Here is a 20,731-nt window from a genome sequence, read left to right on the forward strand (position 1 = left end):
TTGGACGTCACATGGAAAATGTGAAGGCATTCATCCTTTCGCAGGTCGCCAACAAGCAGCTCGGCAGGGACGACGCCAAGAAGCTCCTGCTGGAGCTGTCGGAGGCCCGTACCCACCAGGACATCGCCGTCATCGGACTCGCCGGGCGCTTCGCCGCGGCGACCAGCGTCGATCAATTCTGGGAATTCCTCCGGGTGGGACAGCAGTCCATCCGGGACTTCCCACAGGCCCGCAAGGCCGAGATGTACGACATCCTGCGGAATCCGTATTACACGGAACTGATCCTCGGCGCCGCGATCGACGAGGCCGATATGGACCGGATCCACGCCCCGAGCGGATATCTGGACCGGATCGACCACTTCGACGCCCGGTACTTCGGCATTCCGCCGCTGGAGGCCGACTACATGGACCCCAACCAGCGCATCGCGCTGGAAGTAGCCATGGAGGCCCTGGAGAACGCCGGATACGGCGGCGAGAGCGTCAAGGGATCGCGGACCGGGGTGTTCCTGGGCCGTGACCAGACGAACTACTCGTACTACCGCATGCTCTCCGAGAACCACCCGATGCAGCTGTCGGGCTCCTGGGAGGGTCTGGTGGCCAGCCGGATCTCCTACCAGCTGGACCTCAAGGGCCCCTCGCTGATGACCGACACCGCCTGCTCCGCGGGCGCGGTCACCGTCCACCAGGCCATCCAGTCGCTGCTGCTCGGCGAGTGCGACATGGCCCTCGCCGGCGGGATCAACATCTCCCAGGGCGGCGAGGTCAAGGCCGAGTATCTGTCCAGCATGTCGCTGGGGAGCGTGGAGTCCCGGGACAGCGCCGTGCGCACCTTCGACGCGGGCGCCAACGGCACCCTGTGGGGCGAGGGTGCGGGCATCGTCGTGCTGAAGCCGCTCCGCCGCGCGCTCGCCGACCGCGACCACATCCGCGCCGTCATCAAGGGCTCCGCCGTCAACAACGACGGCACCTCCACCAGCATCACCGCGCCCGACGCGCTGATGCAGGAGCGGGTCATCCTCGACGCCTGGGCCAAGGCCGGTATCGCACCGGAGACGATCTCCTACATCGAGGCGCACGGCACCGGCACGGTCCTCGGCGACCCCATCGAGATCAAGGGCCTCACCAACGCCTTCCGCAGGCACACCGCCCGCCGTCAGTTCTGCGGCATCGGCTCGCTGAAGACGACGACCGGTCATCTCGTCGCCGCCTCCGGTGTCGCCTCGGTCGCCAAGGTCGTGAAGTCGCTGGAGACCGCGACGCTGGCCCCGTCGGGCAACTTCGATGTGCCCAACCCGTACATCGACTTCACCGGCGGTCCGCTCTACGTCAACGACCGGCTGACCCCCTGGGAGACCGGTGGCGAGCCCCGGCGCGCCGGCATCAGCTCGTTCGGCTTCATCCGCACCAACTGCCATCTGGTCCTGGAGGAGGCGCCCCGCTACACCAGCGAGCCCGCCCACCAGGCCCGTTACTGCTTCACGGTCAGTGGCAGGACCGAGGACGCCCTGCGCGAACTGCTCGATGGCTACGCCTCGATGCTCGCGGGGGAGTGCCCCTGGTCGCTCGCCGACATCTGCTTCACCTCCACCGCCGGGCGCGGCCACTACGAGCACCGGCTGCTGATCGTCGCATCGAGCAAGGCGCAGCTCGCCGAGGCGATCGACCGGGTCCGGCGCGAGGGCCCCGGCACCGACGAGGGCCGGGGCGTCTTCTCCGGGCGGCACACCGTCGTCAGTGACAAGAAGACCACGCGGGACGCCGGCGACATCACCGCCCAGGCGGCCCGCAGGCTCGCGGAGGCGGCCGACGCGCAGCTCACCGCGTACCGCTCGCAGGGCGACCCGGCGGTCCTCCCGGAGATCGCCACCGCCTATGTCCGGGGTGCCTCCGTCGACTTCGCGCGGCAGTACGAGGGCGAGGCCCGCCGCCGGGTGCCGCTGCCCACGTACCCCTTCGAGAAGACCCGCCACTGGGCCAAGCCGATGCGTACCCGGGTCCAGGGCTTCGGCGGGACCCGTCCCCCGCACCCGCTGCTCGGCGCCGAGATCAGCCGCTCGGAGACCGCGGTGGTCTTCGAGGGCACGCTCTCCGTGGACACCCACTGGGTGCTGGCGGACCACCGGATCGACCACCACGCCGTGGTCCCCGGCACCACCTATCTGGAGATGGCCCGCGCGGCCTTCGCCGCCGTGGAGAACGCCCCCGGCACCCGGTTCGAGAACGTCTTCTTCCTCACCCCCCTCGCGGTGGAGGAGACCGAGGCCGTCACCGTGCGCACCCGTCTGGAGCGGGCCGCCGGCGGCTGGTCCTTTCAGGTGATGAGCGGCCGCGGCGGCGACTGGGTCACCCATGTCGAGGGCCGGGTCGGCCCGTTCGACGGGGCCGCCCCCGAGGCGCCGGTCGACCTCGACGCGGAGCGCCGCGCGGCGACCGAGGTCGTGGACCCGTACATCGCCGAGACCGATACCGGTGTCTTCCAGTTCGGTCCCCGCTGGGACTCCGTCCGCGGACTGTGGACCCAGGAGTCCGAGGGACGGGCGCTGGCGCTGCTGCGGCTCCCGGAGGGCGTCGACGCCGAGACCGCGGTCTACGGTCTGCACCCGGCCAAGCTGGACAACGCGGTCAACCTCCTCTCGCAGAACAGCGGGCACACCTTCCTGCCGTATCTGTACAAGAGCTTTGTCCTCCACGGGCCGATGCCCGAGACCTGCCACACACTGATCCGCACCGTGCGCGACGACAGCCGCGACGGCGAGACGATCACCTATGACGTGGACCTCGTCGGCCCCGACGGCCGGATCTTCGCCCGGATCACCGACTACACCGTCAAGAAGGTCGACTGGGAGCGCTTCTCCCTGGAGGGCCCCCGCCGCTTCCTCGAAGTCGGCTGGGTACCCGCCCCCGCCGAGGAGCCGACCGGGACCACCGGGACCACCGTGCCCACCGACGCCGTCTGGGCCGTCGTCGCCCGGGACACCGGGGCCGCCCGCGATCTGGCCGACGCGGTCAAGGGCCGGGGCCACCGGGTCGTCCCCTGCTACCTGGACACCGTCACCGACCCCGCCCGGGACACCTTCGCCGCCGACGAGGACGGCATCCGCCTGCTCTGCGAGCGCCTCCGCGAGGAGCGCGTCCAGGGCGTGCTCTTCGCCACCGGCCACGCCACCGAGGACACAGCGGACGAGGGCCTGAGCCACGAGGAGCGGCGCGCCTACGGGGTGGACGCCCTCTTCGCCCTCTACCGGGGCATGCTCGCCCACCGCGTCAAGCCCGCCCTCGGCCTCAAGGTCCTGGGCCGCAACGCCTGGCAGGTCGGGGACGACACCCCCGGCGCCGACCCGTACGCCGCCGCCACCGCCGCGCTCGCCCTGGTGATCGGGCAGGAACACCTCCCGGTGGACGTGATCGACGCGGGAGACGGGCTGGACCCCGACACCGTGGTACGGGAGTGCCTCACCGGCCGGTCCGCGCTGCCGAGGGCGGTGCGCGCCTCGGGCACGTACATCCGCGAGCTGCGCTTCGCCGAGGCGGAGCCCGCGACCGACCGCGAGCCGTACCGGGGCGGGACCTTCCTGGTCACCGGCGGGGCCGGCGGCCTCGGGCTCAGCGTCGCCGAGGAGATGGCCCGGCAGGGCGCCGCCCGGGTGCTGCTGCTCGGCCGGCGCTCCCTGGACCCGGCCACCGCCGACCGGGTGCGGGAACTCGCCGTCGCCGAATATCTGACCTGCGATGTCTCCCGGGCCGACGAGGTGCGCGCCCTGGGTGCGCGGCTGCTGGCCGAGGGGGTCGCCCTCGACGGGATCGTGCACGCCGCCGGGATCGCCGGTGACGGGTTCCTCGCCACCAAGGAGCGGGCCGTCTTCGACGCCGTGCTCGCCGCGAAGGTGGACGGCTCCGCCGCCCTGCTGGAGCTGGTACGGGACCACCCGGGCGCGTTCCTGGTCTTCTTCTCCTCCATCACCGCCCTCACCGGCGGCCGGGGACAGGGCGACTACTGCGCCGCCAACGCCTTCATGGACTCCCTCGCCGTCCGGGCGCGGGCCCAGGGCGTACGCGCGCTGTCGGTCAACTGGCCCTCCTGGTCCGAGGTCGGCATGGCCGTCGACTACGGCATCGGCGCCGACGACGCGCCGTTCGCCCCGGTCTCGGTGCGGGACGGGCTGGCCTGGCTCGCCCACTTCATCGACCACCCGGCCACCGACGCCATCCCCTCCGTCCCCAACCTCCGGGTGCTCAAGGACTACCTGGGAGAGCTGCCCTTCCGGCTGCGCCCCGAGGTGGAGGCCGCCCTGGAGCGTGCCGGAGCGGAGAGCGCGGCCGGCTCCGACGGCGGCGGCGAGGTCCGGCTCACCGGCCAGTCCGACCCCACCCCGACCCAGCTGCGGGTGGCCGGGATCTACGGGGCCGTCCTCGGCCTCACCGAGATCGACGCCCATGCCAGCTTCCAGGACCTGGGCGGCAATTCGCTGATGACGGCACAGCTGCTGTCCCTGGTGGACGAGGCGTACCCGGGAGCGGTCGACATCGCCGACCTCTTCTCGTACGCCACGGTCACGGATCTCGCCGGCTATGTCGACGAGCAGCTGCCCACGGCTGACGACGCGGACGACGCGGGCCAGGTGGAGGAGCAGGCCGCCCCCGGCGCCGACCAGTCCCTCCAGGAGGCCCTGGACGAGATCGGCGACGCGGAGCTGGCGAGCCTCTTCGCCGAGGCCGACGGCAGCGGGGAGGAGTGACGATGTCATCGAGTCCGGACATCACCAAGCAGCTGCTGAAGTACCTCCTGATGGAGGTCAAGCAGGAGCGGCTCGACGTCGCCCAGGCCAAGGAGTTCATCAAGGCCATCGGCAAGCCCCAGCAGGACAGGCAGGAGGGGCAGGGGGACCGGAACAAGCAGGACAGGCGGAACGAGCCGATCGCGGTCGTGGGCATCGCCTGCCGCTTCCCCGGCGCCCCCGACAAGGAGCGGTTCTGGAGCAATCTCCTCGAAGGCCGGGAGCATGTCGGCGACTTCCCGGCCCACCGGGAGGAGGACCTCCGGCGCGTCGACACCACCTCGGTGCTGCGCAAGGGCGGCTACCTGGACCGGATCGACCTCTTCGACGCGGAGTACTTCGGCATTCCGCCGCAGACCGCGACGGAGATCGACCCGTACCACCGCAATCTGATGGAAGTCCTGGTGGAGACGGCGGAGGACGCCGGCTACTCCAAGAGCGAGCTGTACGGCACCCGGGCCGGCATCTTCGTCGGCAACGACCACACCCACCGGCTGAGCACCTCGTACCTTCCGTTCCTCGCGGAGAGCGGCTTCTCGGCCTTCACCGGATCGTGGTCCGGCATCCTCGCCAGCAGGCTCTCGTACCATCTGAACCTGCGCGGACCGGCCACCGTCATCGACACCGGCTGCTCCTCCGGCCTGGTCGCCCTGGACGCGGCGATGAAGTCCCTGCGGCAGGGCGACTGCGACACCGCCTTTGTCGCGGCGATCAATCTGCTGCTCGCGCCGACGAGCATCGGCGACGGCGCCGAGTCCGACGACTGCCGGGTCCGGGCCTTCGACACCGCCGCCAACGGCACGGTGTGGAGCGAGGGCGTGGCCGGGGTGTTCATCAAGCCCCTCGCCCGCGCCCTCGCCGACGGGGACCAGATCTACGGAGTGGTCCTCGGCAGCGCGGTCAACAACGACGGCAAGAGCAACGGCCTGACCGCCCCCAGCGCCCGCGCCCAGAAGGAACTCCTGGTCGACGCCTGGAAGCGGGCCGGGATCGCCCCGGAGTCGCTCTCCTACATCGAGGCGCACGGCACCGGGACCGCCCTCGGCGACCCGATCGAGATCAAGGGCCTCACCAGCGCCTTCGCCGAGTTCACCGGCAAGAGGCAGTTCTGCGGTCTGGGCTCGGTGAAGACCAATATCGGGCATACGGTCGGCGCCGCCGGACTGGCGTCGCTGATCAAGGTCATGCTCTGCTTCGACCGTGAGCTGATCCCGCCGACGCTCCACTTCGACGTCCCCAACGAACTGCTCGACCTCACCGGGTCCCCGGTCTACGTCAACGACCGCACCCAGCCGTGGAAGACGGCCGAGACACCCCGCCGGGCCGGGGTGAGCAGCTTCAGCCTGAGCGGGACGAACTGCCATGTCGTCCTGGAGGAGCCGCCCGCCCGGACCGACCGTCCGGAGTGCGCGGGGGTGCACCTCTACCCCGTCTCCGCACGGAACGAGGAGCTGTTCGCCGAGACCGTGGCGCTCCAGCTGGCCGCCCTGGACGACCGTCCCGGGTACCGCCTCGACGACATCTGCCGCACCCTCCAGACGGGCCGGGAGCACCAGCCCGTCCGGGCGGTCGTCCTCTGCGACAGCCGTGAAGCGCTCCGCGAGGGGCTGACCCGGCTGCTGCGCTCCCGCGAGGAGGCGGCGGCTCACGCGGACGGCGGCCCCGTGGTGCTGCGCGGCGCGGAGTCCGCCGCCGGGACGGATCTGCCGGAGCGGTTCCGGCCGCTGGCGGAGGCCGTCACCGGCTATCTCACCGCCCGGCCGAAGCCCTTCGCGGGTCTCTACCGGGAGACGGACGTCCGCCGGGTGTCGCTGCCGCCCCAGCTCTTCGACCGGGCGCGGCTCTGGGACGAGAGCGTGCGCCCGCGCACCGCCGTGGACGCCGCCGCGCCCGACGAGGCCGAGGACGAGAACATCCTGGGTTCGCCCTCGCGGCTCACCGGTGAGGAGGACGCCCCGCCCGCCCGCCGGGTGATCGCCTGGATCTGGTCCGAGGTCCTGGGGTTCCCCATGATCTCGGCCACGGACGACTTCTTCGCCCTGGGCGGGGACTCCATCTCCTCGCTGAAGATCACCCAGATACTCAACGCCGAGTTCGGTCTGGAGGTCCCCGCCGCCACCCTGCTGGCCGACCGGGTCTTCGACGACTTCGCCGACACGGTCGTGCGGATGTACGGACTCACCGACGAGCGGGTCCGGTCGCTGCTGGGCGACCTCCCGGGACCGGGCCCCTCCAACACCTCCGGCCCGGGTCCGTCCGGTACCTCCGGCCCCTCCGGCACGGAGCCGGCCGAGGAGTACGAGCTGCCCCTCACCGCCGCCCAGCGGAGCGTGTACTTCGCGAGTCAGCGCAACGAGGACTCGGTGGCGTACAACGAGGGCGGTCTGACCATCCGGCGGGAGCCGCTGGACGTGGCCGGTCTGGAGACCGCGCTGCGCACCCTGGTGGCACGCCACGACAGCCTCCGCTCGACCTTCCACCTGGTCGACGGGGAGCCCGTCCAGCGGGTCCACGCCCAGGCCCCGGTCAGTGTCGAACACCGGCGGCTCCCCGCCCCCGCCCCGGGCGAGGACCACGAGACCCGGGCCCGCGCGGAGATGAAGGACTTCGTCCGCCCGTTCCGGATCGACACCGGACCGCTGTTCCGGGTCGCCTGCTTCGCCTTCGACGACGGGGTGAGCTGCCTGGCGATCGATATGCACCACATCGTCACCGACGGCGCCTCCATGGGAGTCCTCTTCCGCGAGCTGGCCGCAGTCTCCGAGGGCGCCGTGCTCCCGCCGCTGCCGAAGGGCTACCGCACCGCCTTCGGAGAGCTGCTCGACCGCCAGGACCGGGCCGGTCTCGTCGCCCACCAGGAGTACTGGGCCGACCGCTTCCCCGACGAGGTGCCGGTCCTCCAGCTCACCACCGACCGGCGGCGGACCGATGCCCTGACCGGTGCGGGGGCGACGCTCTTCACCACCCTCGACGAGCGGACCACCGCCGCCGCCAAGCGCTGGGCGCGCGAGCACGACATCACCCCGTACATGCTCTACCTCGGGGTGTTCCAGCAGCTGCTCTCCCGGCTGAGCGGCCAGCGCGACCTGGTCATCGGCGCCCCCGTCATGGGCCGCCCGGACCTGACGTACCAGGACCTCATCGGCATGTTCGTCAACACCCTGCCGCTGCGGATCACCACCGAACCCGGGACCGGCGTCGGCGCCTACTTCGGCGGACTGAAGTCGACCGTGCTCGGCGCCTTCGCGCACCAGGGCTATCCGCTGGAGTATCTGATCGAGGAGATCGACCCGCCGCGCGAGCCCGGCCGGCGTCCCCTCTTCGATGTCTGCTTCGTGCACCAGAACGTCGACATGGGCATGGGCGGCGAGCGCCTGGTCCTCTTCGACAACGGCAGCGCCAAGTACGACCTCACCCTCAGCACCCGGGAGACCGCCGACGGCACCCTGCTGAAGTGGGAGTACTCCACCGCGCTCTTCGGGCCGGAGACGATCGGTCTCTACGCCGAGCGCTACGAGGAGCTGCTCCGCTCCGTTCTCGCCTCCCGGGACGACGAATCCGTCGAGGGCCTGGCGCTCATCCCCGCCCGGGAGACCGAGCTGATCCGGCGCAACGCCCAGGGCCCGGCCGCCGCACCCGGGACCGGGAGCGTCGTCCGGCTCTTCGAGCGGCAGGCCGGGACCCACCCGGACCGTACGGCCCTGATCACCGGGGACGCACGGCTGACGTACGGCGAACTCAACCGGCGGGCCAACCGGGTCGCCCACGGCCTGATCCGGCAGGGGGTCACCCCGGGATCACCGGTCGCCCTCCTCATGGACCGCTCCTTCGACATGGTCACCGCCGTGCTCGGGGTCCTCAAGGCGGGCTGCCACTACGTCCCGCTCAACACCGGCTTCCCGGCCGAACGCCTCCAGGTGATGCTGGACGACTCCGGCGCCGGGGTCCTCCTCGCCACTACCGCCCGGCTGCCCGACGCCCAGCGGCTCGCCTCCGCGCGCCTGCGGGTCCTGGACCTCCAGCAGTGCATGGAGAGCACCCGGGAGACGGCCGACCCCGCCCTGCCCAGCGGCGCCGACGACCCGATCTACGTCATGTACACCTCCGGGACCACCGGGGTGCCCAAGGGCGCCCTGATCCGGCAGCGGGGTGTGCTGCGCGTGGCCCACCGGGCGAGCTTCGCCGACGCCGGACCCGACGACACCTTCCTGCTGCTCTCCGACTACTCCTTCGACGGCTCCGTCTACGACATGTACGGAGCGCTGACCAATGGCGCCTCGCTCGTGATCACGGACCAGGAGACCGTGCTGGACGTGGAGCGGCTCGGGGCCACCATCGAGCGTCACGGGGTCACCCGGTTCTTCATCACCATGTCGATGTTCAACACCCTGGTCGACATGGTCCCCGCCGCGCTCACCGGTGTCCGCCAGATCGTCTGCGGCGGCGAGGCGGCCTCCCCCGTCCATCTGCGGAAGGCGTACGACCTGCTCGGACCCGGCAGGATCGCCAATGGCTACGGACCGACGGAGACCACCGTCTTCGCCGCCGTCCATGTCTTCGACCGGCTGGACGACCAGGACACCGTCCCCATCGGCCGCGCCATCACCGGTACCTCCCTCTGGGTGCTGGACGAGGAGCTGAGGCCGCAGCCCATCGGCGCGGTCGGTGAGCTGTACATCGGCGGCTCCGGCCTGGCCGACGGCTATCTCAACCAGCCCGAGCTGACCGCCGAACGGTTCGTGGAGTCCCCGGCCGTCCCCGGCGAGCGGCTCTATCGGACCGGCGACCTCGCCGCCTTCAAGAGCAACGGTCTCCTCTACTACCACGGCCGTATCGATCAGCAGGTCAAGCTGCGGGGCTACCGCATCGAACCGACCGAGATCGCCGACGCCGCGCTCCAGGAGCCCTATGTGCGCTGGGCCCATGCCGCGGTGCACGAGACCGGCACCGGCGGCCGGAGCCTCTGCCTCTGGGTGCGGTACGCCGAAGGGGCCGGCGCTGAGGAGGACGGCTCCCGGCTGCGCGCCGCGCTGGTCCGGCGGCTGCCCGGCTATATGGTCCCGTCGTTCATCGTCGCCACCGACGAGGTCCGGCTGAACAAGAACGGCAAGGTCGACACCTCGGCCCTGCCCGAGCCGCACGCCATCCCGCAGGCCGCGGCGGCCCGCCCGTCCGGTGAACTCCAGCGGCGGATGGCCGACGCCTGGTCCCATGTCCTCGGCATCGAGGTGGCGGACATCGACGCCAACCTCTTCGCCCTGGGCGGCGACTCCATCAAGGCGATCCAGATCGTGGCCAAGCTCAAGGAGTACGGCATCACGATCCGCGTCATGGATCTGCTGGAGCACCAGACGATCCGGGCGCTGGCCCAGGCCGCGTCGGCCACGGCCTTCATCCGCTCCGAAGCCGGGACCCATGACCAGGGGCCGCTCTCCGGCCCGGTCGTCCCCGGCCCGATCCAGCACGCCTTCCTCGCCGTCGCCGACCACCACAAGCTCCGGTACAACCAGAGCCTGCTGGTCACCCTGGACGAACCGCTCTCCCGCGACCGTCTGGCGCACGCCGCCGAACAGCTCGTCGGCTACCACGACATGCTGCGGGTGGAGATCGACGTCCGGGGCGGGCTGCGGCTCCGCGACCCCGGCGCGCCCTCGCTGATCCACGCCGAGACGGCACCGGACGGACTCTCCGGGGACGACCTCACCCGCTATCTGACGGAACTCCAGTCACGGGTGGACCTCCAGGGCGGCCCCGCCGTCGCCCTCGCCGCCGGGGTGGGGGAGGAGGGGCGGCAGTTCGCCGTCGCCATCCACCATCTCGCCGTGGACGTGGTCTCCTGGGGGATCCTGGTCGAGGACCTGATCGCCTGCGCCGCCGACCCGGAGGCCGGTCTTCCGCCGAAGACCCTGTCCTTCCCGGCATGGACGGCCGATCTGCGCCGGTACACCGAGGAGGGCGGCTTCCGCCCGCAGCTCCCGTACTGGACGGGGCTGGCCCGCCGCACCGGCGGTTCCGGCAGGCTCTTCGAGGAGAACGAGGTCGCCCGGGGCGAGACCGTCGCCGAGCTGATCCGCCTGGAGGAGACGGACGGTGTCCGGCTCCTCGACGCGGCCCGGGAGAGCCAGGGCGCGGGCCCGGCCCAGACCCTGGTCGCCGTCGTGGGCCGGGCGCTCGCCTCGGTGACCGGCCGGGACCGGATCCTGGTCACCATGGAGGGCCATGGCCGCGAAGCGGTCACCGGCGACCACGATGTGAGCCGTACGGTGGGCTGGTTCACCACCACCTTCCCCCATCTGATCGAGGTCGAGCGGGGGGTGGAGGACACCGTCGCCTCGGTGCGGCGCTCCTTCGAGGAACTGCCCGACAAGGGGTTCGGCTTCGGCCCCCTGCTGCGGTTCGACGGCGCACCGGAGGAGGACCGGGCGGCGCTCGAAGGCCTCCGTCCGCAGATCAGCTTCAACTATCTGGGTGGTCAGGACAGCGGTGGCGAGGTCGCGATCACCCATCTGCCGATGGACATCACCACCGACGAGGCACACCGGTCGCCGTATGTCCTGGACATCACCGTGCACCGGACCGGGAACGCCGTGGTCTTCGAGGTGCGCTATCCGGAGACCTGGCGGACCGGCGGCGCCGGACCCGCGATCACCACGGCGATCAGAACGGCCTTCCACGAGGTCCGCGACGCCTTGACCGCCGGTGAACGACGGGCCTTCCGCACGTCGTCCATCCGCCGGGAGGTCGTCGACGACATCCTGGACGACCTCTTCGGCGAGATCTAGCTCGTCTCCCGTGCGGTGGCCGGAACCCCCTTCCGGCCACCGCACCGGCCACCGGCACCGAACACCAGCACGGAGATTCCTTTCATGGTTGACAAAGACAACATCGAGTCGATATCCGGCCTCGCCGCGATGCAGAAGGGCATGTTCTTCAACTACGCGGTCGACTCCGCATCGGACGCCTATGTCGAGCAGTTCGACTTCACCGGCACCGGGGAGATGAACGCCGGCCATATGCGGACGGCGCTCGCCGCCCTCTCCCGGCACTACAGCGTCCTGCGGTCCGTCTTCTCCTTCCGCAACACCGACGACCCCTACCAGGTCGTCCTCAAGGAGTGGGCGCCCGCACTCGATCTCCTGGACCTCACCGGGAGCCCTGACACCGAGCGGGCCGTCGCCGACTTCAAGACGGCCGACCGCGCCAGGGGTTTCGACCTGAGCAAGGACGTCCTGCTGCGGGCGACCCTGATCGAGACCGGTGGGGAGCGGTGGCACTTCGTCTTCACCTTCCACCACATCATCCTGGACGGCTGGTCCCTGGGCCCGCTCTTCGGGACGCTCTTCGGCTACTACGACGAACTCGTCCGCACCGGATCGCTCCAGCAGCGCCGGGAGACCCGCCCGTACCGCGACTACTTCGCCTGGTACGAGCGGCAGCGCGGCGCGGACGCCCACCGCTACTGGGCCGATGAGCTGGACGGCTACGAGCGGGCGGCGGTGCTCCCCACCAGCCGGAGCGGCGACGGCTACCGGCCCGCCACCCACCGCTTCACCCTCCCGGACACTCTCCACGACGGGCTCAAGCGGCTCGCGCAGCGCACCGAGGTCACCCAGAACGCCGTGTTCCAGGCGGCCTGGGGCGTGGTCCTCCAGAAGTTCAACTACACCGACGACGTGGTCTTCGGCAGTGTGGTCTCCGGCCGGGGCGTCGAGCTGGACGGCATCGAGGACATGGTCGGCCTGTTCGTCAACACCCAGCCCGTCCGGGTGACGACCGGGGACGGCACCGACTTCACCGATCTCTGCCGGAGCGTCCGGGACGCCTACCGCCGGGCCAGCCCGTACCAGTACTACCCGCTCTACGAGGTCCAGGGCGCCACCCGGCTGAAGAACGATCTGCTCAACCATGTCCTCGCCTTCGAGAACTACCCGCTGTCGGAGCAGCTCCAGAGCTTCGGCGCCGACGACGAGGGCCTCCGCTTCACCGGTGTCGAGGTCTTCGAGCGGACCGACTACGACTTCAATGTCGTGGTCAACCCCGGGGCGTCCTTCCATGTCACCTTCACCTACAACGCCGACCTGTACCCGTCGGCGCTGATGGAGGCCCTGGAGTCCGGCCTGGTCCGGGTCCTCGCCGCCGCCGTGGCGGACCCGCACACCCCCGTCCGGAACATCGCCATCGGTGACCCCGGCATCCACCCGGCCCCGGCGGTCTCCCCGGACTCCGCCGCGTTCCTGGACTCCTCCCTCGTGGAGGTCTTCGACGGGATCGTCCGCACCCACGGCGACCGTACCGCCGTCGTCCACCAGGGCAGGGCGTACACCTACCGGGAGATCGACCGCTGGTCCGACGCGGTCGCCGGGCGGCTGAAGGACCTCGGCATCGCCCCCGGCACCGGCGTCGGGGTGCTCGCCGACCGCCGCCCCGAGCTGATCGTGGCGATGCTCGGCCTGATGAAGAACGGCAGCCACTACGTCCCCGTCGACACCAAGGACGCGACCCCGCGCATCGAGTACGTCCTCGCCGACGCCGGGGTACGGCATCTCGCCACCGTCGCCGCCTTCACCGGCCAGGCACCGGCCAGCGCCGAACTCCTGGTCATCGACGAACCGGACGGAGAGGTCCCGGCGTTCCCCCGGCACCGGGGCGGGAGCGACGCCGTCGCCTATGTGATGTACACCTCCGGGTCCACCGGAAACCCCAAGGGCTGCTCCATCACCCACCGGAATGTCCTGCGGCTCTTCACCGGCCAGGACTTCTTCGACTACGGCGACGGGCAGACCGTCGTCATGACCAGCTCGCCCGCCTTCGACGCCTGCACCTTCGAGATCTGGGGGACGCTGCTCTTCGGCGGCACCCTGGTCCTCCCCGACGAGGTCGACATCCTCGACGGCGGCCGGCTGCACGCCCTGATCACCGAGCACCGGCCGCAGGCCCTCTGGCTCACCACCCCCCTCTTCCAGCAGCTCGCCGAGGGCGACCCGGGGATGTTCGCCCCGCTCCGGCAGCTCCTCATCGGCGGCAGTGTGCTGTCGATCCAGCACACCGAGAAGGTGCTGGACGCCTGCCCCGGGCTGCGGATCACCAACTTCTACGGCCCCACCGAGAACACGGTGTTCTCCACGGCCCACCCCATCCGCCGCGAGGATCTGCGACGGGACCGGGTCCCCATCGGCCGGGTGCTCAACCACACCACGGCCCATGTCCTCGACAACGGCCTCAACCCCCTGCCCCCGGGCGCCATCGGCGAACTCTGCCTCGGCGGCGCCGGGGTGTCGCCCGGCTACCACCAGCGGCCGGAGCTGAACCGCGAGAAGTTCGTCACCGTCCCCCAGCTGCCCGGTGAGCGCCTCTACCGTACGGGCGATCTGACCCGCCAGTGGCCGGACGGCACCCTGGACTACATCGGGCGCACCGACGACCAGGTCAAGATCAGCGGCTTCCGGGTCGAACTCGGCGAGGTCCAGGCCCTGCTGCGGTCGGTCGACCGGATCATCGACGCCGTGGTGATCGCGGTGGACGAGAACGGGGTCAAGAGCCTGCGCGGGTACTACCTCGCCACCGGTGAACTCCCGGCCCAGGTCGTACGGGAGGCGCTGGCTACCCAGGTCGCCGGCTATCTGATCCCCGCCACGCTGATCCAGGTGGACACCTTCCCGCTCAACAAGAGCGGCAAGGTCGACCTCCACCGGCTGGCGGAGCAGGGCGCGGCCCCCCGTACCGCCACTGCCGTGGAGTCCCGTACCGCAGCCGCCCCGCAGGCCCCGGCCCGGCAGCTCTCCGCCATGGAGCGGACCCTCCTGGACATCGCGATGGACATCCTCCCCGGGGTGGACATCGACATCGACCGGAACTTCTTCGACACCGGGATCAACTCCCTCAATCTGGTCGCCATCAGCAACCGGCTGCGCAAGGCGCTCGGCCGGGAGGTGCCGCTGCCGCTCTTCTTCGAGTACACGACCATCTCCTCGCTGGCCGCCTGGCTCGAAGCCCCGGCCGGCAGCGCCGAGGAGGAGCCCGACGGCCCCACCGAGGAAGAGGAAGAGGAGGAGCAGGCCGCCTTCCGGGCCGGTGCACTGCTCCGTCACTTCGGCGACGACGACAGTGACGGTGACGGCGGCTTCGGTGACTTCGGTGACGGCTATGACGACGACGCAGACGACGAAGAAGGACATGACGACCGTGTCTGAACGCAAGGGCAAGGAACGCCGGTACACCGGCCTTGAGCTGGCCGTCATCGGCATGTCCGGACGGTTCCCGGGCGCCACGGACATCGACCGGTTCTGGGCCGGCCTGGTGGACGGCGTCGACGCGGTCTCCCGCTTCACCGACGAGGAACTCCTCGCCTCGGGCGTGACCCCGGAGGAGTTCGGCCACGAGAACTATGTACGGGCCCGGGGCGTCTTCCCCGACCTGGAGAACTTCGACTCGACGTTCTTCAACTACACCCCCGCCGACGCCGCCGTGCTCGACCCCCAGGTCCGCGCCCTCCACGAGGAGGTCTTCCACGCCCTGGAGGACGCCGGATACTCGGCGGACGGCCGCGGCGAATCCATCGGCCTCTTCCTCGGGGCGACCAACAACCTCCCCTGGGAGACGCACACGCTGCGCACCTCCATCCTCCGGTCGGGCGTGATGTTCGCCGGGATGCAGCTGAACGACAAGGACTTCGCCGCCACCCGGATCGCCTACGCCCTCGACCTCAAGGGCCCGGCGCTCTCCCTCAACACCGCCTGCTCGACCTCCCTGGTCGCCATCGACATGGCCTGCCGCTATCTCTGGACCGGCGCCTGCCAGATCGCGGTGGCCGGCGGCAGCGGGCTGACCCTTCCGCACCGGCGCGGCTACCTCTACCAGGAGAACATGATCCATTCGCCGGACGGCAGCTGCCGGGCGTTCGACAAGGACGCCGCCGGCACCGTCGAGGGCAATGGCGCCGGAGCCGTGGTCCTCAAGCGGCTGGAGACCGCCCTCCGGGACGGCGACCACATCTACGCGGTGCTCAAGGGCTCGGCGGTCAACAACGACGGTGACCGCAAGGTCGGCTACACCGCGCCCAGCATCGAGGGCCAGGCCGAGGTGATCCGCAAGGCCCACCGGGTCGCGGGCGTCAAGCCCTCCGAGGTGGCCTATGTCGAGACCCATGGCACCGGCACCGCGCTCGGCGACCCCATCGAGGTCGAGGCGCTGCGCAAGGCGTTCGGCAGCGCCGCGCCCCGCACCGTCGGCCTCGGCTCGCTGAAGGCCAGCATCGGCCATCTGGACGCCGCCGCGGGCGTCGCCTCGCTGATCAAGGCATGCAAGATCGTGGAGAACCGGACGATCCCGCGCAGCCTGCACTTCACCGAGCCCAACCCCAACCTCGGCCTGAACGACACCCCGTTCTATGTGGTGGCGCGGAAGGAGGAGCGGGCCCGCGAGGGCACGGGCGCGCCGCTGCGCGTGGGCGTGAGCGCGTTCGGCATCGGCGGGACCAACGCCCATGTGGTCCTGGAGGAGGCGCCCGCCGCCGCCCCCGCCGCCCGGAACCCCCGCCGCCACCACACCTTTGTCGCGGCGGCCTCCTCCGCCGAGGCGCTGGAGCGGATCAAGCGGAACTTCGTCGCCCATCTCGCCGCCCACCCGGACACCGACGGCGGCGATCTGGCCTGGACGCTCCAGAACCGCCAGCGGCAGCTCGGCCACCGCTACGCCGTGGAGTTCCAGGACGCCCGCGGGCTGCGCGACCGCCTCCAGGAGTCGCTGGACGCGGGGGAGGAGCCGGTCCACCTCGGGAAGAACACCCGCCGGGACATCCACTTCCTCTTCAGCGGCACCGGCTCCCAGCATCTGCGCATGGCCCGCGATCTCCATGCGACCGAGGAGGCCTTCCGGGGCCACCTCGAAGAGTGCTTCTCCCTCGCCGAGGAGCGGGGCAACACGGCCCCCCGCGAGGTCTTCTTCGGCGACGGCGCCGAGACCGAGAAGCGCATGAACTCCATGGAGACGACGCAGCTGATCCTCTTCATGCTGGAGTACTCCCTGGCGAAGACCCTGATCGGCTGGGGTGTGAAGCCGAGGGGACTGATCGGCCACAGCACCGGTGAGCTGGCGGCGGCCTGTGTCGCCGGGGTCTTCTCGCTGGCCGACGGCGTCCGGCTGGTGGAGGCCCGGGGCAGCCTGATGAGTGCGACCCCCGAGGGCGCGATGACCTCGGTGAAGGCCTCCGAGGAGCAGGTCGGGGCGCTGCTGCCGGAGGAGCTGACCCTCGCGGCGGTGAACAGCCCGGAGGACTGCACCGTCTCCGGGGCCGTCGCCGATGTGATCGAGTTCGAGCGGCGCTGCACCGAAGGGGGCATCGGCTTCACCCGGGTGAAGGATCTCGCCCACGCCGCCCACTCCCGCTTCATGGACGGCATGCTGGACGAGTTCCGCGCGGTGATAGCGACGGTCACCTTCCAGCCGCCGAGGATTCCGTATGTCTCCAATGTGACCGGCACCTGGATCACCGCCGAGCAGGCCACGGACCCGGAGTACTACTGCACCCAGATCCGGCAGGCGGTCCGCTTCAAGGCCGGTGTCGAGACGATCCTGGCGCGCGGCGAGACCCTCTTCGTGGAGGTGGGCCCCGGCAAGTCGCTCTCGTCGTTCGTCCGGACCATCGGACGCGGTACGGGGGTCGTCTCCGTCAACATGCTGCGGCACCGGATGGAGGAGGTGTCGGACGACGAGCATCTGGCGCGTGCGGTCAAGCGGCTGTGGGAGGCGGGGTGCGCCCTCGACTGGAAGGCGTTCCACCAGGGACGCGGCGCCCGCAAGCTGCACCTTCCGCTCTATCCGTTCGACCGGACCGCGTACCCGGTCGATGTCACCGAGTTCCACCGCATCCTGGACCCCGCCGCCGAGGGCATCGCCCCGGCGGAGACCCGGCCGGCCCGTGCCGCCCTCGGTCACGCGGCCCCGGGGCTGTCCCCGGCCGCGCACCGGATGGTCTGGTCCCGGACCATGCTCCCGGCCGCCACCGGGAAGCCGAAGCCGCGGGTGCTGGTGGTCCTCACCGATGACGCCCCCCGCCTCGGCCGGGTCCTGGACGGGATCCCGCACTGGCGGGCGCTGTTCGTCACCTTCGGCCCGGAGTACCGCTTCGACGGGCCGTCGGGCGCGGTGGTCCGCGCGGACCACGAGGACGACCTGAAGCGGCTGGTGGCCGATCTGGAGGAGCACGCCCTCGTGGGGGACACCTTCCTCGTCCACCGCGAGGACCCCGCGTCCCTCGACCGTCTGGTACGGGGGCTCTGCGCCGTCGTCCCCGGGATGAAGGACCCCGGCACCCCGGACGTCGTCGTCCTGGACACCGTGGACGCCCTGCGGAACCGGGCCGGCTTCCTGCCCCGGATCCTCGGTCTGAACCATGAGTTCCCCGGTGTACGGGTACGGGCGGTACGGTGCGACGCGCCGCTCACGGGCCGCCGGGGCCGGGCCGCCTGGGGCGCCGGTCTCTCCCGGGAGCTGGCTGCGGAGCGGCCGGAGGAGGCGGCCGTCCGCTATGAGGACGGACAGCGTCTCGCCCCCCTGATGGTGCCGCTGCACGGCCCGGGGGGTGTGTCGGCCGGCCGTACCGGGCGGACGGCGGTCCTCTGCCGGACCGGCGACCTCGCCCCGCTGCTGGCGGAGGCGGCCGAGGGGCGTTCCCCGTACATCGTGCTGCCCTTCGGCCCGGCCACGGACCCCGTACCCGACAGCGGGACGCCGGGGGACGGACGGGTCACGGTCCTGCCCGAGGTGACCGGGGAGACCTGGGCCGAGGTGGCCCAGGCGCTCGCCACCCGGGTGCGCGGGCTCGCGGAGATCGACGGGATCGTCCTCCTGGACACCCCGGCACAGGCCGGCCAGGGGAGCCCCGCCGACCGGCGCGCCCTGCTCGATCTGCTCCGGGAGGCGGGCCGGGAGCGCGGCATCCCCTGTCATGTCCTCTCCCGGCCGGTCCTCGACCGGCAGGGCTGGGACGCCGGGGTCACCCACTGGTTCGCCGAGAACGCCCTGATCGACCGGGAGACGGGGGTGCCGAGGCTCTACTCGTCCGCCCCGCTCCTGGACGGTGACCCCTCGCCGCTGCGACTGCTCCAGCAGCTGGGCGAGTCGGACATCGGCACGGCCTACCACGGTCTCGACCCGCTGGCCCTCCCCCCGGCCGGCCCCTCGGCCACCGGGGAGGAGACCCCGGCGGCCGGTGGCGAACGGCAGTCCCTCGCCGCGCTGATGGAGCGCGAGCTGGTCAATCTGCTCGGCTTCGACCGGGTCGGCACCCGGGAGGACATCTTCGACCTCGGGCTGGACTCGGTCCGCCTGATCCGCTTCCTGAGCGTCCTGGAGGAGCAGGGCCACAAGATCCTGCCCGGCGATGTCTACAACCATCCGACCGTCGACGGCCTGGCGGGCTTCCTCACCCGGTCGGTGACCCCCGCCGGTGTGGAGGCCGCGTCGCCCGAGAGCGTCGCCGAGCTGCGGGAGGAGCATCCGGCCGACGGCGACTCCGCCGCCCCGGGGATCGGGGATCCGGCGGCGGACGACCGAGCTCCGGCGGCGGACGACCGCGCTCTGGCGGCGGCCGTGCGGGAGATCGACCGCTGCCGCGAGGAGCTGCGGAGGTCGATCGCCGCCCGGCCGGTGAAGTGGACCTATCCGCTCGGCGGCATGCAGAAGCACCACTTCGCGAGCGAGGACCGCCTCCAGCTCTATCTGATCGAGCTGCGGGAGCCGGTGGACGCCGATGTCCTCCAGCGGGCCCTGTGCGATGTGATCGGGCGCCACGGCCTGCTGCGGAGCTTTGTCTTCCGCTCCCTCGGCCGGCTGCGGTGGAAGGAGTTCGAGGCCCCGGCGGCGCTGGAGCTGCCGCGCGTCGACCTGTCCGGACTGGACCCCCGGCGGCAGGAGGAGTGGCGCACCGCGCTGGCCCAGCGCGCCTGGGAGCTGGACCGCGACTTCCTCGACCGGCCCCTGTACGAGGTCGCGCTCCTCAAGTACCACGAGCGCTCCTACGACCTGCTCTTCCGCTTCGACCACTCGGTCTTCGACGCGGCCTCCGGCCAGACCTTCCGCACGGATCTGCTCCAGCGCTACCGGGAGTTGCTGGACGGGACCACCCGGGCGATGCCCACGGCGCTCAGCTACCGGCACCTCCAGCGGCGGATCCACTCCGGTCCCGTGGACATCACCGCCGACGGGATCGTGGAGGCCTTCGAGCTGGAGCGGTACGCCCGTACCACCCAGGTCATCAAGGAGCGGTCGGCCCCCCGTGCGAACGGCCGGACCCAGCAGGTCCGTTACTCCGTCGACCTGACCGCCCTCCGGGCGGACGGCTCCCCGGAACCCGAGCCGTTCTCGCTGGCGCTGCGGCTGTACGCCCGGGTCGTCGCCCGTCTGCTGGACGTGGACGAGGTCGCGGCCGAGCTGGTCGTCCGCTCCCGGAGCCTCGGGGACAAGGACTACTCCGAGGTCATGGGGATGGCCCTGGACACCCTGCCGGTCGTGATCTCCGGGGAACGGGACGCCGACGAGGACCCGGCGGCGGTCGTCGGCGACCGGATCCGGCTGATGAACCGGCACAACATCGGCTTCCTCGACCTCGTCCACGATCTGCGCTCCGCCCTCGCGTACCGCAAGGTGACCGCGGTGACCAGGGAGGTCATGGGCAAGGCCCCCTGCGTCTTCAACTTCGCCGGCACGGTGGAGGACGAGTACGACGCGATCTGGGACATGACCCTGGAGCAGCTCGCCGCCGATCAGGACAAGGGCGGCTTCGCCGACTGCTACGGCATGGCGAAGACCGGCAACGGACGCCTGGACCTGGTCCTCATGTGCGCATGGGTGGACGGGCCCGAGGACATCATCGGAATCCTGGACGAGGAAGTCCGGTTCCTGACACGGGACGACACCATCAGCGGTGCGCGTTCCATCGAGAAGGCATGAGGAGGCCC

Annotated in this window: 4 protein-coding genes; all 4 read left to right on the plus strand. The window is 71.1% G+C overall.

Translation table 11 applies throughout. The features are described 5' to 3' along the window. Positions 1 to 11: 11 nt before the first annotated feature. Positions 12 to 4,736 (plus strand): SDR family NAD(P)-dependent oxidoreductase, encoded by a 4,725-nt coding sequence (locus ABT354_RS09515; RefSeq protein ID WP_351491226.1) that lies wholly within the window; start codon positions 12 to 14, stop codon positions 4,734 to 4,736. Positions 4,737 to 4,738: 2 nt separating this feature from the next. Further along, the gene (locus ABT354_RS09520) at positions 4,739 to 11,557 is read left to right on the plus strand and encodes a non-ribosomal peptide synthetase (protein WP_351491228.1); all 6,819 of its coding nucleotides are present in this window, start codon (positions 4,739 to 4,741) and stop codon (positions 11,555 to 11,557) included. Between the two features lie 84 nt (positions 11,558 to 11,641). Next, positions 11,642 to 14,965, plus strand: coding sequence for a non-ribosomal peptide synthetase (locus tag ABT354_RS09525; RefSeq protein WP_351491230.1), 3,324 nt, complete (start codon positions 11,642 to 11,644; stop codon positions 14,963 to 14,965). Continuing rightward, positions 14,949 to 20,723: a beta-ketoacyl synthase N-terminal-like domain-containing protein gene (locus ABT354_RS09530; protein ID WP_351491232.1), complete on the plus strand. Its 5,775-nt coding sequence runs from the start codon at positions 14,949 to 14,951 to the stop codon at positions 20,721 to 20,723. Before ABT354_RS09525 ends, ABT354_RS09530 begins: the two co-directional genes overlap by 17 nt. Positions 20,724 to 20,731: the final 8 nt, after the last annotated feature.

The sequence above is a fragment of the Streptomyces sp. NPDC000594 genome, from assembly GCF_040299965.1.
Taxonomy (GTDB): Bacteria; Actinomycetota; Actinomycetes; order Streptomycetales; family Streptomycetaceae; genus Streptomyces.

Excerpts from the sequence above, each read along its gene's own strand:
- ABT354_RS09525 (WP_351491230.1), top strand. The coding sequence starts at position 11,642 with ATGGTTGACAAAGACAACATCGAGTCGATATCCGGCCTCGCCGCGATG.
- ABT354_RS09515 (WP_351491226.1), top strand. The coding sequence starts at position 12 with ATGGAAAATGTGAAGGCATTCATCCTTTCGCAGGTCGCCAACAAGCAG.
- ABT354_RS09530 (WP_351491232.1), top strand. The coding sequence starts at position 14,949 with ATGACGACCGTGTCTGAACGCAAGGGCAAGGAACGCCGGTACACCGGC.
- ABT354_RS09520 (WP_351491228.1), top strand. The coding sequence starts at position 4,739 with ATGTCATCGAGTCCGGACATCACCAAGCAGCTGCTGAAGTACCTCCTG.